We start from the raw sequence: 24,772 nt of genomic DNA, 5'->3' as shown, positions 1-24,772 counted from the left end.
TTGAGACTATTATTGAGGTGCTTAAAAGCTGATTTCCAGAAAACAAAGAACACCTCCTTTATTTGGTTGCATATTCTTATACCTCTAGTATGTTCAGTTGTATTTATTCTTTATTTTTATGGGAGAAATCAGAGTCAATTTCAACAGTATAAAACTTTTATGGAAGCTATCGCAGTTGCTATGCCTCTTCTCATTGGGGTGCTTTGCGGAATGACTGCATCATTAGAAGAACAGGCAGGCAAATTTAAAGTGTTACTGGGAAGCACTTCTCCGAAAATCATTGCTTATGTGAGTAAAACGCTATTGCTCATCTTAATGAATATTTGCTCTATTTCCATATCAATTATCAGTTATTTATTGGGGTTAAAGTTTATTTTAAAAGTGCCGAATTTATCTTACACTATTTTTATATCGGGTGGCGCGTGGCTCGTTGCCGGCAGTATAGCTCTTTATTTTATCTATTTTTTTATTAGCCTCATGTTCGGAACGGGGGCTTCTGTCCTTATAGGAGGGGCTGGTCTGTTAATGACTTCACTTATGAATACAGGTTTAGGTGATATCATATGGAAATATAATCCTTGGGCTTGGGGAGTTAGATTGTCAGGGCTAAACGGCATGTTACAATTCAAAGAAATCAATGAGAAGCTTAAACCTTTTTTTATCCAAGAAATAAATATAGGTGCATTAATTGTGATATTTAGTATAATATGTTTATTCACTGTCAGTCTTATATGGTTTAGTAGATGGGAAGGCAGACAAACTTTTGAATAGTATAGGGGGACCATGGAGTGGCGAATATCCTTGCTGTTGATGATGAAAAGGACATTCTTGTCCTGATAAAGAATATTTTACGTCGTGATCAGCATCAGGTTGACACATTAATTAGTGTACAAGGCCAGCCGCTTGATATATTTCAAGGGTACGATTTAATTTTGCTTGATGTTATGATGCCGAATATAGATGGCTTTGCTCTTTGTAAACAGATCCGGCCGTTGGTTGATTGTCCGATTTTATTCCTAACGGCTAAGACTGAAGAGGAAGCAATAGTGAACGGCCTCATTACAGGCGGAGATGATTATATTACAAAGCCGTTTGGTATCATGGAGCTTAGTGCCAGAGTTAATGCCCATTTAAGAAGAGAGCATAGAGAGAAGCATCAGTCGAAAAGAGTCATTTCAGGTTTTTTGTTTCATTTTGATAGTAAAGAAGTTTTTATTAATAATCACAAACTTAACCTTACAAAAAATGAATATAAAATCTGTGAATTCTTAGCACAAAATAAAGGAAGAATTTTTTCAAGAGAACAAATTTACGAGGAGATATACGGAATAGAGGGGAATGCCTTATATTCAACAATTACTGAATTTATTAGAACGATTCGCAAGAAATGTAAAGAGCACAATGCAGATCCCATTAAAACGATATGGGGCGTCGGTTACAGATGGGAGTAGGTTTCAAAGGAAAAAAAACGCTCCTTAAGGAACTTATAAAGTATATGGCGACGCTATGTATCAGTTTGGTTGTGGTCGCTGTGCTTTATTTATTTATTAATATACTTGCAATGAATACTGGATTTTCCTATCCAGCTAATTATAATGAACGAGAAGCTGAAAAACTTGTGCCAAAACTTGCAACTGTTGATAAAGTGACCCCGGATATGATTCCGGATACAATGTCGTATGCTATTCTTGATAAGAAATCAAAAAAAGAAACGGCTGGGACCGTTAAAGAAGAGGATCTGCATCTGGTAAAAAAGAAGATAGAAAAAAAGCCATATGTTAACTATAAACAAAAAGGGTACTTGGTTATAGAAAGAAAAAATGAGTACTGTGTTTTGCAATATTCATTACGGGCAGATTTCAGTTCGCCTTTATTAAGAAAATACCTTCCTAACTATGAGCTAACAAGTATGTGTATATTAGTCATTTTGTTTATAACCGTTATTTTTATTGTGACAACATACTTTGCCAATGGATTAAAAAAACACTTTGAGACACTCAATATAATCACACGATCTATTAAAGAACAGGATTTGCAATTCAAACCTGAATTTACGAATATCAAGGAGTTTGATTGTGTAATCGATTCTTTACTGGATATGAAAGATGCTCTTCAAAATTCACTCGAGGCACAGTGGCGTTTAGAAAAAAATAAAAAAGAGCAAATTGGCGCTTTGGCACATGATATCAAAATTCCGATGACCATTATTAAAGGGAATGCTGAATTACTCAGCTTATCAATACAAAATGAAGAACAAGCTGAATATACAAAATATATCCTCGGTGCAGGGAATAGGATTGAACAATATATTCATCAGTTGATTCACCTTTCAAAGACGGAGGAGTCACTAACGATCAATTTGGAGAAAGCTTCAATTGATGAGTTAACGAATGCTTTACAGGAAGATATATCGGCCTATAAAGGGAATAAGGAAGTTAACATCTTATTCAAAAAAGAAAACCTAATGCATAAAGTGAAGGTAGACTGTCAATTGTTACATAGGGCTTTATTAAATATTCTTACGAACGCAGTTGATCATACGCCAGAGGGTGGGGGTGTCTCGGTTCAAGCAGAATGTGACTATGCAAACTTTCTCTTTGTGGTGACAGACACAGGGAATGGATTTTCTCAGGATGGCTTAAAGAAAGCGACAGATCTTTTTTACATGGATGATAAGAGCCGTCATTCTAATGGTCATTATGGAATGGGGCTTACTTTTGCAAAGAATGTAGTAAACCTTCATAACGGAGAACTTAAGATAGGTAATAGCCAATATGGTGGAGGACAAGTGCGAGTAAGCATACCTATAAGATAGAAGTGATAAAAACCCATGCTTTGATTGGAAGGCATGGGTTATTTATTAAATAATAAACTGATCCATCTTCTCATTAAGCTCCTTCACAATCTGTTAAAATTCTTCGATATTCTAGAGCACTTGAACCATTGAATTGGATGATCACTCGCTAATCGAAATTGTTTCTTTGATTTCGGGAACGGATTCCTCATATAGAGAAGCGATATTTTGATTGATAGTAATCGATTGGTTTGTAAGTTCGTCACTTCCTTAAAGGTGGTTTGTTTGCTCTTAGTTAAGTGTCCTCATTTTGCTTTTGTCTGTGTAAATCAGAAAATCCTTTTCTTTAGAAGACAGGTGCTCGGTCAAATTGTGATATCATTGATGCCGTCAATTAAAACCATTTTGTTCTGATTGATTTCATCTGTCTTTTAAATGATGCGCTGCATATTATAAGTGCCTTCTTCAGATGGTGATCTATGGGTCCTTCGACTTAGATATTGTATTTTCATATGGAAAAAATAAAAAACGGCTCTTTTCTCTCTTTTGAGACAGAACCGTTTTATCAATTAGTCAAAGGGGTCAATCCATTCCGTTGCCCATTTAGATATCTCCTCTAAAATAGGGGCTAATGCGCAGCCTTTTTCCGTTAATGAATACTCAATGCGGACAGGCGTTTCGGGGATAACATCCCGTTTGATGACACCTTCTGTTTCAAGTTCTTTCAGACGTTCTGACAAGACTCTTCCGCTTAAATTCGGAAGCGCCGCTTCAATTTCGCTAAATCGCTGCTGTCCGTTCAATAACTGAAAGACGATTAGAGCCACCCAGCGTTTACTTAGGATGTCGACCGCTTTTTCGAATCTGGGGCACATTTCTGATTGGTTCATGCTTTTTCACCTCGTCTTCTGCTATTATACCGCAAAATCGGAGGGAACGTACGTCTGGCGCTTGTTAAGTTGAGGAGAGGATCAAAAAGAGGATGAGGAATCCGGGGAGCGTTTTTTCGCTTCAGCCGCAATAAAATCAAAGTATTTGCTGACGCTTTCAATATCTTCTTTTGTGAAGTGCTGCCACTTTTTGCTGTCAAACAGCGGCAGATGCTCCGCGCCTCTGTCAACGGCGGTCTGATAGATGGCGCAGATGGATTGATAGCTTTCGGAGGTTTCACGGATTTCCTCCTGAAATGCCTTGATGTGTCCGGCCCGCGCCATTAACTCCTCGTACGGAATTTTTAATGTGTCCGCCAATTTTCTGATGGTCGCCGGTTTAGGAATGCCGCGGTGCCCGTTTTCAATTCTGGAAATGGTCGCCGAGCTGACGCCGGAATAGACGGCAAGCTGATTGACGGTAAGCTTCCGGGCGCGGCGCAGCTCTCTTAATTGCTTTCCGAATGTGTTCAATAAGATCGCCTCACATGTGCAAAGTCATGAGTCTTCATTTGTTCTTTTTTTGGCTTCCGCCGCTAAGAACGCAAAGTATTTATCAAGCAGAACCAAGTCTTCTTTCGACAGGTGCCGCCAGTTCTCCCGCTCCAAAAGGGATAAATCATGCAGCTCATACGTTTCGGCTTTTTCCAGCAAGGTGCAGCCCGTGTCGTACGGGGCTCTCGTTTCCTGGACGGTCTCTATATATCCCGCCGTCTGCATCAGTTCCTCATACGGGATTTTTAACGCATCTGCGAGCTTTTTAATGGTTGCTGGTTTCGGCACCCCGCGTTTGCCGTTTTCAATCCGCGAGATTCCCGCGGCGCTGACGCCTGAATACGTTGCCAGCTGATTCACTGTCAGATGCCTTTTTTCCCGTAATGTCCGCAATTGTTTCCCGAAGCTTTCCACAGTCTCTCCCCCTCCCGCGGTCTATTTATATTCTAGTATGTTTATTGACTAAAGGGAATAGCCAGGCTGGAAAAGTATTGACAAAAGTTAACAAAAGCCGTATCTTATGTATAAGAAAGAAAGTATTTGACAGAACGGAAGGTGAAGAAAGTGGTCGAAAAGATACAGATCAGAAGAGATTATGTGCTGCAGTATATGGTCAATAATGACTACTCGTTAAACCAGCTCGCCCTGGAGATCGGAATATCTCCCGCCACACTGAGCCGTGTACTGAATGGAGAGCGAAGGCCGGGCCAGCTGGTCATCGGAAAAATGCTCTATTACTTTGACATGAAATTTGAAGATCTTTTTTACTACGACTTTGTTGACAAAAGTCAATGATGATGGAAGATTCAAACGCGTTTCCGTTTTTCTGACATGATGTGCACCAATACGGCGTGACATGCCTTTGTTTTTCATGTAAAATAGAAGCAATGTAGGCCAGTCAGTCTGGAGGTGTATGGGATGCACACATTATTGATTACCTTATTGGTTATCGTCAGTATTGCACTTATTATTGTCGTATTGCTTCAAACCAGCAAAAGCGCCGGTTTATCGGGTGCAATTTCAGGCGGGGCGGAGCAGCTTTTCGGAAAACAGAAAGCAAGGGGCCTTGATCTGATTCTTCACCGCACAACCGTTGTGCTGGCAGTCTTGTTTTTCGTGTTGACGATTTCGCTAGCGTATATCGTATAAGGCAATGTTTGTATAAGGTCTGATTTAATATCAGGCCTTTTTCTTGTTGAGAGACGGCGTTTGTTTCTCGCAAAACTGTGGAAAACTAAATTGAATGTGCAAAAAAGGGGTTATGAGCATGAAAATTGTGACACCAAAACCATTTACATTTAAAGGCGGAGACAAAGCGGTGCTTCTGCTGCACGGATTTACGGGAAATACGGCAGACGTCAGAATGCTCGGCCGCTACTTGAATGAGCGCGGCTACACTTGTCACGCGCCTCAATATAAAGGGCACGGCGTTCCGCCGGAAGAGCTGGTACATACGGGGCCTGAAGATTGGTGGAAAGACGTCATGGACGGTTATGAATATTTACGGTCTGAAGGCTATGAAAACATTGCGGCCTGCGGACTGTCGCTTGGCGGGGTTTTTTCATTGAAATTGGGTTACACTGTACCCATAAAGGGAATTGTTCCTATGTGTGCGCCGATGCACATTAAAAGTGAAGAGGTTATGTACGAAGGAGTTCTTTCCTACGCGCGCAATTATAAAAAATTCGAAGGAAAACAGCCGGAGCAGATTGAAAAGGAAATGAAGGAGTTTGAAAAAACACCGATGAATACGCTCAAATCGCTTCAGGAGCTGATTGCCGATGTGCGCAAAAACGTCGACATGATCTATTCCCCGACATTTGTGGTTCAGGCACGGCATGACCATATGATTAATACAGAAAGTGCGAACATCATTTACAACGAGGTGGAAACGGACGACAAACAGCTGAAATGGTATGAAGAATCAGGCCATGTCATTACGCTCGATAAAGAACGGGACCTCGTTCATCAGGATGTGTACGAATTTTTAGAGAAACTCGATTGGTAACAAACAGGAGGTCGAATAATGGAAAAAGAAGCGTTTATGGACCGTCTTCTCGCGTTTATGAAGGAAGAGGCGTACAAGCCCCTTACCGTTCAGGAACTCGAGGAGATGCTGAACATCACGGAAGCAGATGAATTTAAAGAGCTGGTAAAAGCGCTGGTGGCGCTCGAGGAGACGGGACAGATTGTCCGCACCAGAAGCAACCGCTACGGGCTTCCGGAAAAAATGAATTTAGTAAAAGGAAAAATTTCCGCGCATGCAAAGGGATTCGCGTTTCTATTGCCGGAGGATACCTCTTTAAGCGACGTGTTTATTCCGCCGAATGAGCTGAATACGGCCATGAACGGCGATATCGTCATGGTGCGGCTCAATTCCCAGTCAAGCGGATCGAGACAGGAAGGCACGGTCATCCGCATCCTGGAAAGAAGCATCGACCGCGTCGTGGGCACATACACAGAAACGAAAAGCTTCGGCTTTGTCATCCCGGATGATAAGAAAATCACGAGTGATATTTTTATTCCGAAACATGCCAATAACGGCGCTGCGGAAGGCCATAAAGTCGTCGTCAAACTGACAAGCTACCCTGAAGGCAGAATGAACGCCGAAGGAGAAATCGTTGAAATACTCGGCCATAAAAATGATCCGGGGATCGATATTTTATCAATTATCCATAAGCACGGCCTGCCGGGGGACTTTCCGGCTGAAGTGATGGAGCAGGCAACAAGCACGCCCGATTCCATCGATGAAAAAGACATCAAAGACCGCCGTGATCTCCGCGATCAGGTCATTGTCACCATTGACGGCGCGGATGCGAAGGATCTGGATGACGCCGTCACCGTGACAAAGCTTGATAACGGCAGCTACAAGCTCGGCGTCCATATTGCCGACGTCAGCCATTACGTCACGGAGAATTCCCCGATTGACAAAGAAGCGCTGGAAAGAGGGACAAGCGTATACTTGGTTGACCGGGTCATTCCGATGATTCCTCACAGACTGTCTAACGGAATCTGTTCTTTAAATCCGAAGGTCGACCGGCTGACGCTTTCCTGCGAAATGACAATCAACCAGCAGGGGCAGGTAACAGAGCACGAGATCTTCCAAAGCGTCATTAAAACGACGGAAAGAATGACCTATTCAGATGTCAACCGGATTCTCACAGAAGACGACGCCGAGCTGAAAGAAAGATATGAGCCGCTCGTCCCGATGTTTAAAGACATGGAACGTCTGGCGGAAATTCTCCGGGCGAAACGGATGGACCGCGGCGCCGTGGATTTTGATTTCAAAGAGGCGAAGGTCCTCGTCGATGAGGAAGGCGCCGTAAAAGACGTCGTCATCAGAGAGCGCTCAGTAGCGGAAAAGCTGATTGAAGAATTCATGCTTGTCGCAAACGAAACGGTGGCCGAGCACTTCCATTGGATGAACGTGCCGTTTATTTACCGGATTCACGAAGAGCCGAACGCCGAAAAACTGCAAAAGTTTCTGGAGTTCGTCACGACATTCGGTTATATCGTCAAAGGGAAAGCCGGAGACATTCATCCGCGCGCGCTGCAAAGCATTCTTGACGAAGTGCGGGACCGTCCGGAAGAAACGGTGATTTCAACCGTCATGCTCCGTTCCATGAAGCAGGCGAAATACGACCCGCAAAGCCTGGGCCATTTCGGGCTGGCGACTGAGTTTTATACACACTTCACATCGCCGATCCGCCGTTATCCTGACTTAATCGTTCACAGGCTGATCAGAACGTATTTGATCAACGGACAATCGGACGAAGCGACTCAAGAAAAGTGGGCCGAACGCCTTCCGGAAATCGCTGATCATACGTCAACGATGGAACGTCGCGCCGTTGATGCAGAGCGGGAAACGGACGATCTGAAAAAAGCGGAATATATGCTTGATAAAATCGGCGAGGAATTTGACGGCATGATCAGTTCCGTCACGAATTTCGGAATGTTTGTCGAGCTGCCGAATACGATTGAAGGGCTTGTGCACGTCAGCTTTATGACGGATGATTATTACCGTTTTGACGAGCAGCATTTCGCCATGATCGGCGAACGCACGGGCAACGTTTACCGCATCGGAGACGAAATCACGGTCAAAGTCGTCGACGTCAATAAAGATGAGAGAAACATCGACTTTGAAATTGTCGGCATGAAAGGCACCCGCCGTCCGAGAGAAACAACAGGCGACCGCAGAAAACGCGGCAGACCGGCGCGGAAACGTGTATTAAACAGCAATACCCCGGCTTCACCGCCGAAATCGGAGGAAAAAGGGGAATGGTTTACAAAACCGAAGAAGAAAAAGAAAAAACGCGGTTTCCAAAACGCGCCGAAACAAAAACGCAAAAAGAAGAAGTAAATGCGAAAAGCAAATGGGGCAAAATGCTCTGTTTGCTTTCTTTCGCAAGCCGCATTTTCATTGTCGCGGAACGCTCCATTTGCTAAAATAAAGCGTATCGCACACATGAACGGTTTTTGCGGAGAGAGGAGGATAAGGCATGCCAAAAGGATCAGGCAAAGTATTATCACAAAACAAAAAAGCAAACCATGATTACTTTATAGAAGAAACCTATGAAACAGGCATCGTGCTGCAGGGGACGGAGATTAAGGCCATCCGCGCCGGCCGCGTAAACATGAAGGATTCCTTTGCGAAAATCGAGCGCGGCGAAGTGTTCCTCCACAACATGCACATCAGCCCGTACGAGCAGGGAAACCGCTATAACCACGACCCGCTCCGGACGAGAAAGCTTTTGATGCACCGGAAAGAAATCAATAAGCTGATCGGCCTGACGAAAGAGAAAGGCTATTCCCTCGTGCCGCTGAAGCTGTATTTGAAAAACGGCTTCGCCAAAGTGTTAATCGGCCTCGGAAAAGGGAAGAAAACATACGATAAACGCGAAGATTTAAAACGAAAAGACGCCAAAAGAGAAATCGAAAGAGCGTTCAGAGACAGACAAAAAGGCTTCTGATGCATGAGCCTTGATGTGATGATATGCCCTGTGCTATACTGTTCACACATCAGATTCACAGGCTGTTTATTGAAGACATTCCCAATTGAATTTGCCTGTGATCATGGTATAATAACAGTACAGCCAGTTGAGCAAGAGCTTGATAGATCTCCCGTATACCCTTAACAAGGGGACGTTACGGATTCGACAGGGATGGATCGAGCTTGAGCTGCGAGCCGAGAGGCGATCTCGTTAACACGCACCTAAATATAACTGGCAAAACTAAAAGTTTTAACCAAAACTTAGCACTAGCTGCCTAATAAACGCAGCGAGCTCTTCCTGACATTGCCTATGTGTCCGTGAAGAGCACATCCAAGTAGGCTACGCTTGCGTTCCCGTCTGAGAACGTAAGAAGAGACTGACAGACTAGCTCTCGGAAGGCCCGCCCGCAGGCACGAAGACGAGTGAAACACGAAATATGCAGGCTACGCTCGTAGACGCTTAAGTAATCGATGTTTCTGGACGTGGGTTCGACTCCCACCGTCTCCATACATAACAGAGGAACCGCAGTGCCGTCACATGACGCACTGCGGTTTTTTCATGCCGAAATCAAGGAGTGAAAGTGAATGGAAATCGTCATCATAGACGAAAAAGATGTTACAAGCACAGAAGCATTACACCGAATCTTAAAAGATCAATTAGATTTCCCGGACTATTATGGTGAAAATCTGAATGCCTTATGGGATTGTCTGACAGGCTGGATAGAATATCCGCTGACTTTGGTGTGGAAGAATTTTGAGGCCAGTCAAAAGGCATTGGGTTCGGATGCTGATGATGTATTAAGGATATTAAAAAAGGCTCAGGCAGAATTAGATGGTGAATTTTTCATTCAAATCGATCAGCCGTCAGCCGGGACAACGGACAGGCACTAAAAAGTGCGTACTTCCTCTCATCTATTTTTCTATCCGATAATAGGGACGGACTTCTTTATTCTAATGATGGGTTAATCTATAAAACAACAGACCATTATAAAACATTTCATAAAATAAAATAGTGGAAGGTGTTATTGATGTTAAAAGTCATCATAGACGGAAAAGATGTTACAAGCACAGAAGCATTACACCGAATCTTAAAAGATCAATTAGATTTCCCGGACTATTATGGTGAAAATCTGAATGCCTTATGGGATTGTCTGACAGGCTGGATCGAACTTCCGCTGACTTTGGTGTGGAAGAACTTTGAGGCCAGTCAAAAGGCATTGGGTTCGGATGCGGACGATGTCTTGGAGCTGCTTCAAGAGGCTCAGGAAGAGTTAGGGAATCGATTTGACATTCAAATCGATCAGCCGTCAGCCGGGACAACGGACAGGCACTAAAAAGTGCGTACTTCCCCTCATCTATTTTTCTATCCGATAATAGGGACGGAAGGTTTCAGGCTTTCGATTTCTGTCCATATATAAGAAGAGACTTGCGATAGGGAGGAATGGATGATGGATTTGCAGTTGAAAGGGAAGACGGCGCTTGTGACAGGATCTACGTCAGGCATCGGGAAGGCGATTGCGGCTTCGCTGATTGCAGAAGGTGCGGCCGTGATCATTAACGGCCGCCGTGAAGAAAAGGTGAACGAAACGATCCGGGAACTAGAGAAACAGACGCCGGATGCCCGTCTCTATCCGGCCGCATTTGATTTAGGCACGGCGGAAGGGTGCGGCGCGATTTTTCAGCAGTATCCGGATGTGGATATTCTCGTCAACAATTTAGGAATCTTTGAACCTGCGGAATACTTTGATATTCCTGACGAAGAGTGGCTCCGGTTTTTCGAGGTGAATATCATGAGCGGCGTGAGGCTGACACGCCGGTATGCAAAGCGGATGATTGAACGGAAGGAAGGGCGGGTGATTTTTATCGCGAGTGAAGCGGCCGTCATGCCTTCTCAGGAAATGGCCCATTACAGCGCTACGAAAACGACGCAGCTGTCGCTGTCACGCAGTCTGGCCGAGCTCACGGAAGGGACGAATGTGACGGTGAATACGGTCATGCCCGGCTCCACGAAAACAGAGGGCGTCGAAACAATGCTCGAGTCGCTTTATCCCGGTGAAAACCTGACCGCGGTGGAGGCGGAGAGACGATTTATGAAGGAAAATCGTCCGACGTCGATCATTCAGCGATTGATCCGTCCGGAAGAAATCGCCCACTTTGTCGCCTTTTTAAGCAGCCCGCTGTCGTCTGCCATTAACGGATCTGCATTGCGGATCGACGGCGGCTTGGTGCGGAGCATTATATAAGATGAACGTAAAAAAACCCCCGTAAAGCGGGGGTTTTTTTAATGCGGATCACGCTGAAACCGGCCGATGATCCTGCTGATTAAATCTTTTGTGGCGCAGTCAAAATGCTCTTCTTTTTGGTTTGTCAACAGCCCGACCGGTGGTGAAATTGTTAAGTTATTGATCGGAATGACCTTCGTGCCCTCGATCGGTTCTGAGTGCGCCGTCGCCGTAAAGATTGAGACGCCGATATTTTCCCTGACATAGTATTGATGAGCCATGCTGCTGGTCAGCTCCATTTTTCGATAGCGGCTCCCGATGGCACGCTGCAGGTGCTGTTCAATTTGAATCCGGATCGGGCAATTGGCGGGCGTGAAAATCAGGCATTCATTTTCTAAATCCTCGAGATTGACGCTTGCTTTGTCGGCAAGGGGATGTCTGTCTGACACGATGACATTGAGCGAGTCATGGAAAAACGGATCGAAATAATTTTCCAGAATCAGCTCCGGCTCGCCGCATACGGCAAAATCAATGGCGCCCTCCAGCAGTTTGCGGCTGCATGTATTGGCATCATCCACGCTGACATTGACCGACATGTCAGGATAATCATGTAAGAAACCCCGCAGTACGGCAGGGAAGATCAGGCTTGCCGTCGGTTCGGATATGCCGATCTGAATAAGGCCGGCCTGGCCCTGTCTGATGTCGGCCAAAGTATGGTCAAGCACCTCGTATTGCGCGAGAAGCTGCCCGGCCCGCTCATGAAACAGCCGCCCCGCCCTTGTCAGTTTCAGCTTCTTTCCCCGTTCAAACAGCTGCGCGCCTACATCCTGTTCCAGCTGTTTAATCCGCATTGAAATCGTCGGCTGTGAGTAGTTCAGAATTTCGGCGGCCTTATAAAAGCTGCCTGACTGTACGATGGTATGAAACGTTTTAATGGTGCGTAATTCCAACGAAATCCCCTCCCGGCTGTTCATTAATTTTCTTGAACCTTTCCTTTACTTTTTTTGATTAGTCAAATAAATCAGTTTGCTTTATAGTATAAACAATCAAAGCTTAGTAAACAAATTGGAATTATATATTTTTGCGGGGAGAGTGACTTGAATGAGTGAAGACATTTTTCGATTGGCTGAGAAAAAGGATGCGCCGGAGTTTTTAGAGCTGCTGTACAGCGCGTTTCAGCCGATCCGCAATTTGGAGATTGACTGGCCGTCGGCGCGGGCCGACATCGATATGGTAACAGAAAATATTGAAAATCATTCAGCCGTCGTGCTCGAACGGGACGGACGGCTTCTTTCAACAATTACGATCCGTTTTCCGTGGGAGAGTGACACGCCTCCGTCAAAATATCCGTTTGTCTGGTGGTTTGCGACGCTTCCTGAGCTGAAGGGGCAGGGCATCGGCAGCAAACTTTTGACTTATGTGGAAGAACACGTGCTGCGGGATACGCTGAAGGCCCCGGCCATCACGCTCGGCACTTCGGCGCGCAAGCATCCCTGGCTTGTAGATATGTACAGACGGAGGGGGTATGAAGTGTATTTTGAGCAGGAGAAAGACGGAGACATCGGAGTCATGATGAGAAAGGTGCTCATACCGGAGCGGTTTGACGCGTCGCTGTTAGGCACACCGAGCTGGGCGCAATGATAAAAAAACGGATCAGAGCCGGCTGTCTGCTTCTGCTGCTCGGCGTGCTGGCCGGGTGCGGGCAAGGAGAAAGCACAAAAGCGGGGAGCGGCGTGCAGACCGTCATTGTCGGCACGGGAACTGATTTTCCGAACATTGCTTTTATGGATGAAAAAGGCGAGCTGACCGGCTATGACATTGAAGTGATGAAAGCCATTGATAAACAGCTGCCGCAATACAAATTTGTCTTTAAGACGATGGATTTTTCGAATCTGCTCACAAGTCTCGGAAACAGGAAAATTGACGTGATCGCGCACAATATGGCGAAAAATAAGGAACGGGAGAAACGCTTTTTGTATCACAAGATCCCGTATAACTACTCGCCGATGTACATCACGGTGAAGGCGGATAATGACGCGATACACACGCTCCGGGATTTAAAAGGGAAAACCGTCATCGTCGGCGCGACGTCAAACGCGGCGGACTATATGACGGCATACAACAAAACCCACGGCAGCCCGATACATTTGAAATACGCCGGGCAGGGCAGCAATGATACAGCAAACCAAATTGAGACGGGACGCGCTGACGCCACCGTATCCACGCCGTTTGCCGTCGATTTTCAAAATAAGACGCACGCGTTCAAACAAAAAACGGTCGGTGATGTGCTGCTGGATACCGAGGTGTATTTTATGTTCAATAAAAACAGCCAAACCCTGGCGGACGATACGGATCGGGCGATTCAAAAGCTTGAGAAGGACGGCACATTGAAAAGGCTGAGTGAAAAATGGCTCGGCGCGGATTATTCAAAATCAAGTTTCACGAAATAACTGAAGCAGAAAACGGGGCGATCACATGAAAATAAGACTGGCGGTCATGTCATTAACAATTGCCGCAACGGCGGCGTTATCAGCCTGCGGCGCGGGCGGGGAGGCGGCATCAGGCAATCAGAAAAACGTGAAGAACATCACGGTCGGCACGGGAACTCAATTTCCGAATATTTGCTTTATTGATGATGAAGGCAAATTGACGGGCTACGACGTTGAGCTGGTGAAAGAGCTTGACAGGCGCCTGCCGGACTATCGTTTCACTTTTAAAACGATGGATTTCTCCAACCTGCTTGTCAGCCTCGGCCAGCATAAAGTCGATATCGTAGCCCATCAAATGGAGAAAAGCGCCGAACGGGAGAAAAAATTTCTGTTCAATCAAGTCGCGTATAACAACTTCCCGCTGAAAATCACGGTGCTTCAAGAAAACGGGAACATTCACGGCATTGATGACTTGAAAGGGAAGCGGGTCATTACGAGTCCGACGTCAAACGGCGCGCTTGTGCTGAAAAAATGGAATGAAAAACACGGCAGTCCGTTTGAAATCGCTTATGCCGGCCAAGGTTCAAACGATGCGGCCAATCAGCTGAAATCCGGCCGCGCCGATGCGACGATTTCTACGCCGTTTGCCGTCGATTTCCAAAACAAAACGAGCGCGATCAAAGAAAAAACAGTCGGCGGGGTGCTGTCAAATGCCAAAGTGTTCTTTATGTTTAACAAAAATGAACAAACGCTGAGCGATGACATTGATAAAGCCCTGCAGGAAATCATTGATGACGGCACGCTTAAAAAGCTGAGTGAAAAGTGGCTCGGCGCGGATTATTCAAAGGAGCAATATTAAGTGAAAAAGAGAGGGATCGGCAATGGAAAAAGCGTTTGATATCAGTATGATCGCGTCCTTTGTGCCGACATTGCTCGGGTATTTGCCCGTCACGCTGTATATATTGGCGGTGTCTTTGCTGTTCGGCTTTCTATTGGGGCTGCTTTTGGCGCTGCCCCGCATCTATCGCATTCCCGTTTTGAATCAGTTTGCGAAGCTGTATATCTCTTTTTTCAGAGGAACGCCTATCATGGTGCAGCTGTTCATTGTATTTTACGGCATTCCGGCGCTCACGGCGCTCGCCGGAATTGATACCTCCAAAATGGACCCTTTGTATGCGGCCATCGCCACGTATGCGCTGAGCAGCGCGGCAAGAGCGGCCGAAATCATCAGGGGAGGTGTGAACAGCGTCGACCGCGGGCAGGCGGAGGCGGCGTTCAGCATCGGGCTGAACGGGGGGCAGACATTCCGGCGCATCATTCTGCCGCAGGCGCTTGTGCAGGCCTTTCCCAACATCGGGAATATGGTGATCGGTTTCTTAAAAGATACATCACTCGCTTTTTCGATCGGGGTGATGGATATGTCGGGCAGAGGACAGACCTTGATTACATCGAGCAATCATTCTTTAGAAGTGTATATCTCGCTTTCTGTTCTGTATTATGCGGCCGCCCTTTTATTTGAATGTGTCTTCAGATGGGCCGAAAAACGAATCAAGAAAGATGAGACGCGCCTTGTGACGGTTTTTGACATGAGCGCGCACGGCTGAAAAGGAGGGAGAACAGTGGAGCTGGACATTCCGTTTATCGGCACTGCGATAAAACAAATGGTGAAAACCGTTCCGCTTACATTGGCGATGACGGTCATTCCGATTATCACCGGATTTTTCATAGCTCTCGGCAATATCACGGTGCGTATATTCCGCATCAAATGGCTGCTGGCCTGCTCATCGTTTTACGTGTCTTTTTTCCGCAGCACCCCGGCGATTCTCCATATTATGCTGATTTATTTAGGGATTCCGCTGATTGCCGATCAATTCAGCCGCGCGTTTCATCTCGGCTGGTCGGCCAATCAGATTCCGGTCGCCGTGTTTGTCATCATGGCACTGTCATTAACGGCAGGCGCTTATATGACGGAAATTCTCCGATCCGGGATCATGGCCGTCGATACAGGGCAGGCGGAGGCGGCATATTCAATCGGCCTGACGCGGGGACAGATGATTCGGCGCGTGGTTCTGCCGCAGGCGTTCATGATATCTCTCCCGAACTTCACCAACATAGGCATCGGCTTTTTGCATACCACTTCCATCGCTGCAATTGTTGCAGTGCCTGAAATTACAGGAACGGCGACGATTGCGGCATCCGATAACTATGCATTTCTGGAAGCATTTATCGGGGCGGCCGTGATTTATTGGGGATTAACGCTGATTCTCGAAGCTGTAAACAGTCTGGCGGAAAAAAGGGCAGCCAGATATCAAGGAGGCGCATTATGATCGAAATCCGAAACATTCAGAAACATTTTGGCAGTCATCACGTGCTAAAGGGGATCAATTTAAGTGTCCGGAAAGGAGAAGTCGTGACCATCATCGGCCCGAGCGGTTCCGGGAAAACCACTTTTCTGCGCTGCCTTAATTTACTTGAGCGGCCGGATGAGGGCGCCATTTCGCTGCACGGTGAAGTCATTAACTGCAAAAAGCCTGCCAAAAAAGACATTCTCAGACTGAGGAAACAGACGGCGATGGTTTTTCAGCAATATCATTTGTTTTCGCATAAAACGGCGATTCAAAATGTCATGGAAGGCCTGACGGTCGCAAGGAAAATGAAAAAACCAGATGCGTACGCCATTGCCGAGCGGGAACTGGCCAAGGTGGGGCTTCAGGATAAATTGCACGCTTATCCGAATCAACTGTCGGGAGGACAAAAGCAGCGGGTCGGGATTGCCCGGGCGCTTGCCATTCATCCTGATGTGATGCTGTTTGATGAACCGACCGCGGCCCTCGATCCGGAGCTTGTCGGCGAGGTGCTCGAGGTGATGCTTAACATTGTGCGGACCGGCGCCACCATGATTATTGTCACACATGAAATGGAGTTTGCCAGAAGAGTGTCCGACCAAATTGTGTTTATGGATGAAGGAGCAATCGTGGAACAAGGAACGCCTGAGGAAGTCTTTTACAAGACGAAAAAAGAAAGAACGAAGAAGTTCCTCCGCCGCGTGCTGCCTGATTACGGTTATGACATAAAAGAGCGCATAAAGGAGCCTGTCGTATGATTCGTTTAAGCATTTTAGACCAAAGTGTCACCGCGGAAAACCAAACCGCAGAAGAAGCCTTGCGGCAAACGGTGAAATTGGCTCAGGAGGCCGAACAATACGGATATGACCGTTTCTGGGCGGCGGAGCATCATAACAATGAAGAGATAGCAGGATCAGCTCCGGAAATTGTTCTGGGGTATCTTGCCGCAAGCACGAAAAAAATCCGTCTCGCATCCGGCGGGGTGATGCTGCAGCATTACAGTCCTTATAAAGTGGCGGAGCAGTTCCGGGTTCTGTCCGCCCTTGCTCCCGGCCGTGTGGCGCTCGGTGTCGGCAAAGCGCCCGGCGGATTTCAGCTGTCAACCGATGCGCTGCAGCGGGAGCTTATTCAGCCCGCCCGTTTATTTGAAGAAAAGCTTGAGGAGCTGACTCATTTCATCCGAAATGATTTTCCGGACTCGCACCGCTACGCGTCATTGCGGCCGGCGCCGCATACTGAGTATGCGCCTGACATCTTTTTGCTCGGCGGCAGCACGGAAAGCGCGATATCCGCGGCCAAACTCGGCATTTCCTTCGTTTTCGCCTATTTCATAAACGGTGAAGAGGCTGCGTTAGAAAAAGCGCGCCACGCCTTTGACGAGCATCTGCCGAAAGGGTCGAAGGCGGAATTTCACCTTGCGCCGATGGTATTTACCGCGCATACAAAAGCAGAAGCGGAAAAACACGTGGTATCGCGTGAGTCGGTCAAAATCATTCTCGAAGACGGCAAAAAGATGAATGTCGGTTCCCGGGAACAAGCGGCAGCGTTTCTTGAACAAGTCACGCAGCCATATAAGCTGATTACACAAAAGACGGGTGTGATTGCCGGGACAAAAGAAGAGACCGCCGCCGAGCTGCGACGATTATCCGTTCAATACAGCATTACTGATTTTGTGATTTTGTCGCCTATCAAAAACGCTGAGGAAAAACGATTGTCTTACCGGCTGTTAAGCGAAGCGGTGCAGCCGGCCCCACAATTATAGGAGGGATGAACATGAGTCATGAAGTAAACGTAGTGGTCTGGAGCAAACAGGGCTGCTCCTATTGCGATGAAGTGAAAGGATATTTGCGGGAAAAAGCCGTTGCATACGAAACAATTGATGTGACAGAGCGGGATGAATTGCGCGACGTGCTGCAGACGAAGTACGGCATCCGTCATGTCCCCGTCGTTGAAATCGGCAGCGGTGACAGCCGTGTGTATCAGGCCGTTATTCAAGTCGGCATTGAACATGTAGAACGGGCGCTTGCCGATTACGAGGGGAAAAAGGGGGAGAGAAAATGAGCCGGACGGATCTTATTCAATTCGGAGCTATGATTCACGGTGTCGGCGGCACAACGGACGGTTGGCGTCATCCCGACGCCGATCCGACAGCAAGCACGAATGCAGCGTTTTACAGGCAAAAAGCGCAGACTGCTGAAAGAGGGCTGTTCAGCTTTGCTTTTATTGCGGACGGCTTGTTCATTTCTGAAAAGTCCATCCCGCACTTCTTAAATCGGTTTGAGCCGATCACTATTTTATCGGCGCTTGCCGCATCTACAACCCATCTTGGTTTAATCGGCACATTTTCCACATCGTTCACTGAGCCGTTCACCATCGCAAGACAGCTGATGTCTCTTGACCATATCAGCGGCGGCCGGGCGGGCTGGAATCTCGTCACCTCTCCGCAGGCGGGAGCCGCGCGCAATCACAGCAAAGAAAGCCTTCCCGACCACAGCCGGCGCTATGCCATCGCCCAGGAACATGTGGACGTGGTGCGCGGTCTGTGGAATTCCTGGGAAGAAGATGCCTTCGTCCGCAACAAAGAAACCGGGCAGTTTTTTGACCCTGACAAACTGCATCGCCTGTATCACAAAGGCGAGTATTTTCAAGTGGAGGGCCCGCTGAATATCGGCCGGTCCAAACAGGGAGAGCCGGTTGTTTTCCAAGCGGGGTCTTCAGAAACCGGCCGGTCGTTTGCCGCGAGGAATGCAGATGCAGTCTTTACGCACTCCAATTCATTTGAGGAAACGAAAGCTTTTTATGATGATGTGAAGAAGCGGGCGGCGGAATACGGCCGGGACGCTTCCAAGCTGCGGATTTTTCCGGGAATCAGTCCGATTATAGCCGGCTCACAAGAAGAAGCGGAAGCGAAATACCAAGAATTCGCCGAGCTGATTCCGATAGAGAACGCTGTTAAGTATGTGGCCAGATTTTTTGACGATTATGATCTGAGCCGTTTTCCGCTGGATGAGCCGTTCCCTGATTTGGGCGACGTCGGGAAAAACGCGTTTCAAAGCACGACAGACCGTATCAAAAGAGAGGCGAAAGCCCGGAATCTTACGCTGCGTCAAGTGGCGCGCGAAGCCGCGTTTCCGCGAACCCATTTTATCGGGACACCGGAACGTGTGGCGTCATTAATTGAAACATGGTTTCAGCGGGAAGCGGCGGACGGATTTATTATTCATTCTGACATTCCGGGCATGCTTGAAGCCTTTGTGGATCAAGTCATACCGATCCTTCAGGAAAAGGGGCTGTACCGAAAAAGCTATCCGGCCGATACACTGCGGGGGAATCTCGGATTGGATATTCCGGCCTGCAGACCCAATCCGATTTTGAGCAGAAACTGAGGTTTCTGCTTTTTCTGCTGCTTGCCATTCCCGTCATTACAGCCTTTTCAAAAAAATATACTGATTTCGAGATATTATTGTTGCTAAATGATTTTTTTGTAACTATAATTATTACAGAACTGATCAGTATAAAAAAACATTCATATTTCATAATAAATGTGTGTGTAATCTGAAAACGAAAGGGCTGTTTATAATGGCAAAAGTACTTTATATCACTGCTCATCCTCATGATGAAAAGACATCTTACAGCATGGCGACAGGAAAAGCGTTTATCGATTCTTATAAAGAATCAAACCCGAATGATGAGGTTGTACATATCGACCTTTACAAAGAGAACATTCCTCATATCGACGCGGATGTATTCAGCGGCTGGGGAAAACTTCAATCCGGCACAGGTTTTGAAGAGCTTTCTGAAAACGAAAAAGCGAAAGTCAGCCGTCTGAACGAGCTGAGCGATCAATTCGCGGCAGCTGACAAATACGTATTCGTCACACCGCTTTGGAACTTCTCATTCCCGCCTGTTATGAAAGCGTACCTTGATTCTGTGGCTGTAGCCGGAAAATCATTCAAATATACAGAGCAAGGCCCGATCGGTCTGTTGACAGACAAAAAAGCGCTCCACATTCAGGCGCGCGGAGGCTATTACTCTGAAGGGCCGGCGGCTGACATGGAAATGGGCCACCGTTACATCGGCATCATGATGAACTTCTTCGGCGTTCCTTCTTTCGACGGTTTAATCGTTGAAGGCCATAATGCTGAACCGAATAAAGCACAGCAAATTAAAGAAGATGCGATTGCCCGCGCGAAAGAAGCCGGAAAATCATTCTGATCTTAAAAAAACCTCCCAGCTGACACGGCTGGGAGGTTTTTCATATTAAAGGGCAATCGTCCGTTTTTGTTCGCTGCTTTTCATCGCCGCTTCAATGACACGGATGACATCGATGCCTTCTTTTGCCGTAACGGGAAGCGGTTTTCCGTTTAAGATGCTGTCTGCCAGCAGTTTGTAGTACGTAAGGTAAGAGCCGTTCTCAGAGGGGATTGTTTCTGTATGCCTTTTCTCATCCGCTGCGGTTGTCAGCTCTCCGAAGTTGTCAGGATCATCGGCGCCCCAGCTGTCGTCAACCGGCTTTTTGCCCGCTAAAAGCGCATCTTCCTGCCCATCCATTCCGTATTTGATAAAGCTAGCATTCCGTCCGTGAATCTGATAGCGCGGGCCGCTTGCCGCATTCATGGAGCCGGATTGAAGGATGACTTGAAGCTTGCCGTAATGGAGGGCGGCCAGAAAATAATCAACGGTTTCGCTGTTGTCCCGCTGCTTCATCATATGTGCGGTGACGGATTCCGGCATTCCGAAAAGCAGAAGTGTCTGGTCAATAATATGTGAACCGAGATCATACAGCGTTCCCGTGGCGGGTCCGTTCTTTTCGCGCCATTTTTCCTGTACAACCGGGTTGTATAGATCGTAGCTGACTTGATATGTATGAATGTCTTGAAGCGCCCCGTCCCGAATCAGCTTTTGTATCGTTAAAAAGTCATTGTCCCACCGCCGGTTGTGGTACACGCTCAGTAAGACGCCTTTATCTTCAGCCGTTCTTCTCAGTTCCTCCGCTTCTGCTGAAGTCGCCGTCATCGGTTTTTCCACGACGGTGTGTTTTCCCGCCAGTAGACATTTCATCGCTGATTCATAATGCATTCCGCTCGGTGTCGTGACGATGACGAGGTCAATGTCAGGATCACCGGTAATGTCTTCAATCGCGCGCACGGCTTCAGCCCCCGGCAGATCACGTTTGACCTCCTCCGTTCTGGACGTCATGACTTTTTTGATCTGATAATCATCAAGGACGTCCAAAAGCGGCGCATGAAAGACTTTACCCGACAAACCATATCCCAATATGCCAACCTGTATCGTTTTCAATGAATTTCCCCCTCTTGATATGTGATAACAATATATACCCCGCGGGTGTACTGGTAAAACTTGTGTGTTGAAAATTTTTTACACCGGATTTTCAAGTCTGTATAATGAAGATAACGAAGAAAAAAACCGAGGTGGAAAATGGACAAACATACCGAGCATCAATCGTTAAATCATAAAAGCGCCAAAGAAAAAGACCAGATCCTGAACCGGCTGAAACGGATTGAAGGCCAGGTCAGGGGCATTCAGAATATGGTGGAGAACGAACGATACTGCGTGGATATTCTTGTGCAGATCTCAGCCGTACAGGCAGCCATGCAGAAAGTCGCGTTTCATCTGCTGGAAGATCACGCCCATCACTGCGTAGCCGGCGCCATTGAGAGCGGAAACGGGGAGCAGGCGATTGCCGAGCTGCTTGACGTTGTGAAAAAAATCGCAAAATCGTAAAATAAAATGTTTTGAAATACCCTACAGGGGTATGGTAACATGAAGAAGAAAAAACAAGACGTGGAGGGAATCATCATGGAACAAAAAACACTGCAAGTCGAAGGCATGTCCTGTCAGCACTGCGTCAAAGCAGTAGAGACCGGAGTAGGAGAACTGAACGGAGTGACGGCGGTTCAGGTGAAATTGGAAGCCGGACAGGTGGATGTGACGTTTGATGAGAACAAAGTCTCCGTATCAGATATAAAAGACGCGATTGAAGATCAAGGTTATGACGTCGTATAGGATTTATCGCGCTACGGAAACGGGCGCGGTTTTCTTTTATCATATTTATACCCCCCTGGGGTTTATGAAGAGAGATGAGGACATTGAGTGAACCGAAAGAAATGACCATTCAAGTGGGGGGCATGACATGCGCCGCCTGCGCTTCAAGAATTGAAAAAGGGCTGAAACGGATGGACGGCGTCAATGATGCTTCCGTCAATCTTGCGCTTGAGACTTCAAACATTTCCTATCACCCTGACAAAATCGAAGCAAGCGCCATAAAAGAAAAAATTGAAAAACTCGGCTATCACGTCGTGACGGAAAAAGCCGAGTTTCAGATTGAAGGCATGACATGCGCCGCTTGCGCCAACCGGATTGAAAAGCGCCTGAACAAAATAGGGGGAGTTGACAGCGCACCGGTGAATTTCGCTCTGGAAACGGTCACCGTTGAATACAATCCGAAAGAGGTGACACCGAAAGAGCTGAAAGAGACCGTGGCAAAACTCGGCTACAGATTAGACGAGAAGAAAGCGATTGATGGAGGCGGCGGATTATCCCAAAAGGAGAAAGAGCAGCGAAAGCAGCTGATCAGGCTGATATTTTCTGCCGTTCTCTCCTTTCCGCTTCTATGGTCGATGGTCAGCCATTTTTCTTTTACTTCTTTTATCTGGATGCCGGATATCCTGATGAATCCGTGGCTGCAATTCGCGCTTGCCACCCCGGTGCAGCTCGTCATCGGCTGGCCTTTTTATACGGGAGCGTACAAGGCGCTGAGAAACAAAAGCGCCAATATGGATGTTCTCGTTGCGCTCGGAACGACGGCCGCTTACGCATACAGCCTGTACATGACGATTGCGTCTCTCGGACGAGACGGACATGTTGAGGGGCTTTATTATGAAACGAGCGCCATTTTGCTGACTTTGATTTTGCTTGGAAAGCTTTTAGAGATGAAAGCGAAAGGCCGCTCATCAGAAGCGATTAAAAAGTTAATGAAGCTTCAGGCGAAGACGGCGGCGGTTGAGCGGGAAGGGAAGGTACAGGTGATTCCGATTGACGAGGTCCGGACGGGGGACATCGTATACGTGAAACCGGGAGAACGCGTCCCTGTCGATGGCGAAGTGATTGAAGGCCATTCCGCAATTGATGAATCGATGATTACGGGAGAGAGCATGCCTGTCGATAAGTCTCCCGGAAGCACCGTCACCGGGGCGACGATCAATGCAAACGGCTTTCTCAAAATCAGAGCGGTGAATGTCGGGAAAGATACCGCGCTTGCACACATTATAAAAATCGTGGAAGAAGCCCAAGGATCAAAAGCCCCCATTCAGCGGCTCGCGGATCACATTTCAGGCATTTTCGTCCCGATTGTGCTGGGGCTGGCCGTGCTGACTTTTCTCATTTGGTATGTATGGGCGGCGCCGGGACAGTTTTCTGAAGCGATCGGCAAATTCATCGCCGTGCTTGTCATTGCCTGTCCGTGCGCACTCGGGCTCGCCACTCCGACGAGCATTATGGCGGGCTCCGGCCGCGCAGCTGAATTCGGCATTCTTTTTAAAGGCGGAGAGCATTTAGAAAAAACACAGCGTCTGACGACAATCGTACTGGATAAAACAGGAACGGTGACAAACGGCAGACCTGTTCTGACAGACGCCGTGCCGGCAGAGGGAATGAACGAAGAGGAACTCCTGCGGCTGGCGGCGGCCGCCGAAACGGGATCAGAGCACCCGCTTGGAGAAGCCATCGTGTCAGGAGCCGAAAAACGGGGGATTGCCATCCCGAAAATCACCCGGTTCCAAGCCCGGATCGGTTCCGGAATATACGCCGAGGCTGACGGCAGAACGATTCTAGCCGGATCAAGACGGCTGATGGAATCAGAACACATTGAACATGAGGCGCTGCTTCCGCAAATGGCCCGCTTGGAGGCGGAAGGAAAAACGGTGATGCTTATTGCGGCAGACGGCAAAGCGGCGGGGCTTATCGCAGTCGCCGATACAATCAAAGAAACATCTCCGGCCGCGGTGAAACGCCTGAATGATATGGGGCTTGACGTCATCATGATGACCGGTGACAACAAAAAGACCGCGGAAGCCATTGCAAAAGCCGCGGGCATCGGCAGCGTGATCGCCGAAGTGCTTCCCGAACAAAAGGCGGCGGAAATTTCCCGGCTGCAAAAAGAAGGCCGGCGCGTGGCGATGGTCGGTGACGGCATCAATGATGCTCCGGCGCTGGCTGTGGCCGATATCGGAATGGCCATCGGCACCGGCACAGATATCGCAATGGAAGCGGCGGATATTACGCTGATCCGCGGTGACCTGAACGGCATTGCCGACGCCATCGGCATGAGCAGGCTGACCATGAGAAACATCAAGCAGAATTTAGGCTGGGCATTGGGATACAACAGCATCGGCATTCCGATTGCGGCGTCCGGCTTTCTGGCCCCGTGGGTGGCAGGCGCTGCCATGGCGTTCAGCTCAGTATCGGTCGTGCTTAATGCTTTGCGTTTACAGAAGGTGAAAAAAGACAAAATGGGCTGAGGCCTGTTTTGTCTTTTTTATTGACACT

29 protein-coding genes, 1 other RNA gene and 1 pseudogene are annotated in these 24,772 nt (G+C 47.5%); 25 read left to right on the top strand and 6 right to left on the bottom strand.

Features of this window, described 5'->3' with window-relative positions:
- Genes GNE05_RS17255 through GNE05_RS17245 form a run of 3 tightly spaced genes read left to right on the top strand, consistent with a single transcriptional unit; the run spans position 1 to position 2,815 of the window.
- Positions 1-771: a lantibiotic immunity ABC transporter MutG family permease subunit gene (locus GNE05_RS17255; RefSeq protein WP_053574259.1), complete on the top strand. Its 771-nt coding sequence runs from the start codon at positions 1-3 to the stop codon at positions 769-771.
- A gap of 17 nt (positions 772-788) precedes the next feature.
- Positions 789-1,451, top strand: a complete 663-nt coding sequence (locus tag GNE05_RS17250) for a response regulator transcription factor (RefSeq protein WP_053574258.1) — start codon at positions 789-791, stop codon at positions 1,449-1,451.
- Positions 1,442-2,815, top strand: coding sequence for a sensor histidine kinase (locus GNE05_RS17245; protein ID WP_053574257.1), 1,374 nt, complete (start codon positions 1,442-1,444; stop codon positions 2,813-2,815). The genes GNE05_RS17250 and GNE05_RS17245 overlap by 10 nt, the downstream gene beginning before the upstream one ends.
- 276 nt (positions 2,816-3,091) lie before the next feature.
- Here GNE05_RS17245 and GNE05_RS21565 read toward each other — a convergent pair.
- The 4 genes and pseudogenes from GNE05_RS21565 to GNE05_RS17230 form a co-directional block, all read right to left on the bottom strand.
- Positions 3,092-3,255 (bottom strand): annotated as a pseudogene (locus tag GNE05_RS21565) (hypothetical protein); the annotation flags it as partial.
- Between the two features lie 108 nt (positions 3,256-3,363).
- Positions 3,364-3,684, bottom strand: a complete 321-nt coding sequence (gene catR, locus GNE05_RS17240; protein ID WP_059367807.1) for a catDE operon transcriptional regulator CatR — start codon at positions 3,682-3,684, stop codon at positions 3,364-3,366.
- Between the two features lie 81 nt (positions 3,685-3,765).
- Positions 3,766-4,197, bottom strand: a complete 432-nt coding sequence (locus tag GNE05_RS17235) for a helix-turn-helix domain-containing protein (RefSeq protein WP_003151674.1) — start codon at positions 4,195-4,197, stop codon at positions 3,766-3,768.
- A gap of 24 nt (positions 4,198-4,221) precedes the next feature.
- On the bottom strand, positions 4,222-4,632 hold the full coding sequence (locus GNE05_RS17230) for a transcriptional repressor RghR (RefSeq protein ID WP_014418895.1): 411 nt from the start codon (positions 4,630-4,632) through the stop codon (positions 4,222-4,224).
- Between the two features lie 195 nt (positions 4,633-4,827).
- On the opposite strand from GNE05_RS17230, the gene GNE05_RS17225 reads away from it, so the two are divergent.
- From GNE05_RS17225 to GNE05_RS17185, 9 genes are all read left to right on the top strand, one after another.
- Positions 4,828-5,013, top strand: a complete 186-nt coding sequence (locus tag GNE05_RS17225; protein ID WP_087920807.1) for a helix-turn-helix domain-containing protein — start codon at positions 4,828-4,830, stop codon at positions 5,011-5,013.
- 123 nt (positions 5,014-5,136) lie between these two features.
- The gene (secG, locus tag GNE05_RS17220) at positions 5,137-5,367 is read left to right on the top strand and encodes a preprotein translocase subunit SecG (RefSeq protein WP_003151681.1); all 231 of its coding nucleotides are present in this window, start codon (positions 5,137-5,139) and stop codon (positions 5,365-5,367) included.
- 118 nt (positions 5,368-5,485) lie between these two features.
- Complete coding sequence (locus GNE05_RS17215; protein WP_007409986.1) at positions 5,486-6,226, top strand: alpha/beta hydrolase; 741 nt, start codon at positions 5,486-5,488, stop codon at positions 6,224-6,226.
- A gap of 18 nt (positions 6,227-6,244) precedes the next feature.
- Positions 6,245-8,578 carry a ribonuclease R gene (gene rnr / locus GNE05_RS17210; RefSeq protein ID WP_014418894.1) on the top strand — a complete coding sequence of 778 codons (2,334 nt, stop codon included), beginning with the start codon at positions 6,245-6,247 and terminating at the stop codon, positions 8,576-8,578.
- Between the two features lie 139 nt (positions 8,579-8,717).
- Positions 8,718-9,188 carry an SsrA-binding protein gene (smpB, locus tag GNE05_RS17205; RefSeq protein WP_160183026.1) on the top strand — a complete coding sequence of 157 codons (471 nt, stop codon included), beginning with the start codon at positions 8,718-8,720 and terminating at the stop codon, positions 9,186-9,188.
- A gap of 168 nt (positions 9,189-9,356) precedes the next feature.
- Positions 9,357-9,719, top strand: a transfer-messenger RNA (tmRNA) gene (ssrA, locus tag GNE05_RS17200).
- Positions 9,720-9,793: 74 nt separating this feature from the next.
- On the top strand, positions 9,794-10,099 hold the full coding sequence (locus GNE05_RS17195; protein ID WP_014418893.1) for a barstar family protein: 306 nt from the start codon (positions 9,794-9,796) through the stop codon (positions 10,097-10,099).
- 137 nt (positions 10,100-10,236) lie between these two features.
- The gene (locus GNE05_RS17190) at positions 10,237-10,542 is read left to right on the top strand and encodes a barstar family protein (protein ID WP_160183025.1); all 306 of its coding nucleotides are present in this window, start codon (positions 10,237-10,239) and stop codon (positions 10,540-10,542) included.
- 114 nt (positions 10,543-10,656) lie between these two features.
- On the top strand, positions 10,657-11,451 hold the full coding sequence (locus GNE05_RS17185; RefSeq protein WP_014721805.1) for an SDR family NAD(P)-dependent oxidoreductase: 795 nt from the start codon (positions 10,657-10,659) through the stop codon (positions 11,449-11,451).
- Positions 11,452-11,489: 38 nt separating this feature from the next.
- Here the strand turns inward: GNE05_RS17185 and GNE05_RS17180 are convergent, their stop codons facing one another.
- Complete coding sequence (locus tag GNE05_RS17180) at positions 11,490-12,380, bottom strand: LysR family transcriptional regulator (protein ID WP_017418907.1); 891 nt, start codon at positions 12,378-12,380, stop codon at positions 11,490-11,492.
- 151 nt (positions 12,381-12,531) lie between these two features.
- Between GNE05_RS17180 and GNE05_RS17175 the strand changes: the two genes are divergently transcribed.
- The 10 genes from GNE05_RS17175 (at position 12,532) to GNE05_RS17130 (ending at position 20,419) form a co-directional block, all read left to right on the top strand.
- Positions 12,532-13,071: a GNAT family N-acetyltransferase gene (locus tag GNE05_RS17175; protein WP_003151702.1), complete on the top strand. Its 540-nt coding sequence runs from the start codon at positions 12,532-12,534 to the stop codon at positions 13,069-13,071.
- Positions 13,068-13,880 (top strand): amino acid ABC transporter substrate-binding protein, encoded by an 813-nt coding sequence (locus tag GNE05_RS17170; RefSeq protein WP_014418889.1) that lies wholly within the window; start codon positions 13,068-13,070, stop codon positions 13,878-13,880. Before GNE05_RS17175 ends, GNE05_RS17170 begins: the two co-directional genes overlap by 4 nt.
- 25 nt (positions 13,881-13,905) lie before the next feature.
- Positions 13,906-14,718, top strand: a complete 813-nt coding sequence (locus GNE05_RS17165; RefSeq protein WP_014418888.1) for an amino acid ABC transporter substrate-binding protein — start codon at positions 13,906-13,908, stop codon at positions 14,716-14,718.
- A 22-nt stretch (positions 14,719-14,740) separates the two neighbouring features.
- Positions 14,741-15,463 (top strand): amino acid ABC transporter permease, encoded by a 723-nt coding sequence (locus GNE05_RS17160; protein ID WP_007409997.1) that lies wholly within the window; start codon positions 14,741-14,743, stop codon positions 15,461-15,463.
- Between the two features lie 15 nt (positions 15,464-15,478).
- The gene (locus tag GNE05_RS17155; RefSeq protein WP_014418887.1) at positions 15,479-16,186 is read left to right on the top strand and encodes an amino acid ABC transporter permease; all 708 of its coding nucleotides are present in this window, start codon (positions 15,479-15,481) and stop codon (positions 16,184-16,186) included.
- Positions 16,183-16,962 carry an amino acid ABC transporter ATP-binding protein gene (locus GNE05_RS17150; RefSeq protein WP_007613788.1) on the top strand — a complete coding sequence of 260 codons (780 nt, stop codon included), beginning with the start codon at positions 16,183-16,185 and terminating at the stop codon, positions 16,960-16,962. Before GNE05_RS17155 ends, GNE05_RS17150 begins: the two co-directional genes overlap by 4 nt.
- Positions 16,959-17,966 carry an LLM class flavin-dependent oxidoreductase gene (locus GNE05_RS17145; RefSeq protein ID WP_017418912.1) on the top strand — a complete coding sequence of 336 codons (1,008 nt, stop codon included), beginning with the start codon at positions 16,959-16,961 and terminating at the stop codon, positions 17,964-17,966. Before GNE05_RS17150 ends, GNE05_RS17145 begins: the two co-directional genes overlap by 4 nt.
- An 11-nt stretch (positions 17,967-17,977) precedes the next feature.
- Positions 17,978-18,265 carry a glutaredoxin family protein gene (locus tag GNE05_RS17140; RefSeq protein ID WP_095060538.1) on the top strand — a complete coding sequence of 96 codons (288 nt, stop codon included), beginning with the start codon at positions 17,978-17,980 and terminating at the stop codon, positions 18,263-18,265.
- Positions 18,262-19,590, top strand: a complete 1,329-nt coding sequence (locus GNE05_RS17135) for an LLM class flavin-dependent oxidoreductase (RefSeq protein ID WP_160183024.1) — start codon at positions 18,262-18,264, stop codon at positions 19,588-19,590. Before GNE05_RS17140 ends, GNE05_RS17135 begins: the two co-directional genes overlap by 4 nt.
- 193 nt (positions 19,591-19,783) lie before the next feature.
- Positions 19,784-20,419: an FMN-dependent NADH-azoreductase gene (locus GNE05_RS17130; RefSeq protein WP_015240584.1), complete on the top strand. Its 636-nt coding sequence runs from the start codon at positions 19,784-19,786 to the stop codon at positions 20,417-20,419.
- 45 nt (positions 20,420-20,464) lie between these two features.
- Here GNE05_RS17130 and GNE05_RS17125 read toward each other — a convergent pair whose 3' ends face one another.
- Positions 20,465-21,505, bottom strand: coding sequence for an oxidoreductase (locus GNE05_RS17125; protein ID WP_022553792.1), 1,041 nt, complete (start codon positions 21,503-21,505; stop codon positions 20,465-20,467).
- A gap of 138 nt (positions 21,506-21,643) precedes the next feature.
- On the opposite strand from GNE05_RS17125, the gene csoR reads away from it, so the two are divergent.
- From csoR to GNE05_RS17110, 3 genes are all read left to right on the top strand, one after another.
- Complete coding sequence (csoR, locus tag GNE05_RS17120) at positions 21,644-21,949, top strand: copper-sensing transcriptional repressor CsoR (RefSeq protein ID WP_013353610.1); 306 nt, start codon at positions 21,644-21,646, stop codon at positions 21,947-21,949.
- Between the two features lie 75 nt (positions 21,950-22,024).
- Entirely contained in the window at positions 22,025-22,231 is a 207-nt protein-coding gene (copZ, locus tag GNE05_RS17115) for a copper chaperone CopZ (RefSeq protein ID WP_015240581.1), read from the top strand.
- A gap of 83 nt (positions 22,232-22,314) precedes the next feature.
- A complete protein-coding gene (locus GNE05_RS17110) occupies positions 22,315-24,744 on the top strand; it encodes a heavy metal translocating P-type ATPase (RefSeq protein WP_095060542.1) in 2,430 nt (809 codons plus the stop codon).
- The last annotated feature ends 28 nt before the right edge of the window (positions 24,745-24,772 follow it).

The organism is Bacillus sp. AM1(2019) (genome assembly GCF_009906915.1).
Classification (GTDB): Bacteria; Bacillota; Bacilli; order Bacillales; family Bacillaceae; genus Bacillus; species Bacillus velezensis.
The sequence above is the reverse complement of the archived record's forward strand: the minus strand, read 5'-3'. Positions and strand labels throughout refer to the sequence as shown.

Bases quoted from the DNA above. Each gene is read 5' to 3' on its own strand.
- GNE05_RS17195 (WP_014418893.1), top strand. From the start codon at position 9,794: ATGGAAATCGTCATCATAGACGAAAAAGATGTTACAAGCACAGAAGCA.
- GNE05_RS17215 (WP_007409986.1), top strand. From the start codon at position 5,486: ATGAAAATTGTGACACCAAAACCATTTACATTTAAAGGCGGAGACAAA.
- GNE05_RS17140 (WP_095060538.1), top strand. From the start codon at position 17,978: ATGAGTCATGAAGTAAACGTAGTGGTCTGGAGCAAACAGGGCTGCTCC.
- GNE05_RS17170 (WP_014418889.1), top strand. From the start codon at position 13,068: ATGATAAAAAAACGGATCAGAGCCGGCTGTCTGCTTCTGCTGCTCGGC.
- secG (WP_003151681.1), top strand. From the start codon at position 5,137: ATGCACACATTATTGATTACCTTATTGGTTATCGTCAGTATTGCACTT.
- GNE05_RS17145 (WP_017418912.1), top strand. From the start codon at position 16,959: ATGATTCGTTTAAGCATTTTAGACCAAAGTGTCACCGCGGAAAACCAA.
- GNE05_RS17185 (WP_014721805.1), top strand. From the start codon at position 10,657: ATGGATTTGCAGTTGAAAGGGAAGACGGCGCTTGTGACAGGATCTACG.
- csoR (WP_013353610.1), top strand. From the start codon at position 21,644: ATGGACAAACATACCGAGCATCAATCGTTAAATCATAAAAGCGCCAAA.
- GNE05_RS17225 (WP_087920807.1), top strand. From the start codon at position 4,828: ATGGTCAATAATGACTACTCGTTAAACCAGCTCGCCCTGGAGATCGGA.
- GNE05_RS17245 (WP_053574257.1), top strand. From the start codon at position 1,442: ATGGGAGTAGGTTTCAAAGGAAAAAAAACGCTCCTTAAGGAACTTATA.
- copZ (WP_015240581.1), top strand. From the start codon at position 22,025: ATGGAACAAAAAACACTGCAAGTCGAAGGCATGTCCTGTCAGCACTGC.
- rnr (WP_014418894.1), top strand. From the start codon at position 6,245: ATGGAAAAAGAAGCGTTTATGGACCGTCTTCTCGCGTTTATGAAGGAA.
- GNE05_RS17190 (WP_160183025.1), top strand. From the start codon at position 10,237: ATGTTAAAAGTCATCATAGACGGAAAAGATGTTACAAGCACAGAAGCA.
- GNE05_RS17160 (WP_007409997.1), top strand. From the start codon at position 14,741: ATGGAAAAAGCGTTTGATATCAGTATGATCGCGTCCTTTGTGCCGACA.
- smpB (WP_160183026.1), top strand. From the start codon at position 8,718: ATGCCAAAAGGATCAGGCAAAGTATTATCACAAAACAAAAAAGCAAAC.
- GNE05_RS17175 (WP_003151702.1), top strand. From the start codon at position 12,532: ATGAGTGAAGACATTTTTCGATTGGCTGAGAAAAAGGATGCGCCGGAG.
- GNE05_RS17135 (WP_160183024.1), top strand. From the start codon at position 18,262: ATGAGCCGGACGGATCTTATTCAATTCGGAGCTATGATTCACGGTGTC.
- GNE05_RS17130 (WP_015240584.1), top strand. From the start codon at position 19,784: ATGGCAAAAGTACTTTATATCACTGCTCATCCTCATGATGAAAAGACA.
- GNE05_RS17165 (WP_014418888.1), top strand. From the start codon at position 13,906: ATGAAAATAAGACTGGCGGTCATGTCATTAACAATTGCCGCAACGGCG.
- catR (WP_059367807.1), bottom strand. From the start codon at position 3,684: ATGAACCAATCAGAAATGTGCCCCAGATTCGAAAAAGCGGTCGACATC.
- GNE05_RS17150 (WP_007613788.1), top strand. From the start codon at position 16,183: ATGATCGAAATCCGAAACATTCAGAAACATTTTGGCAGTCATCACGTG.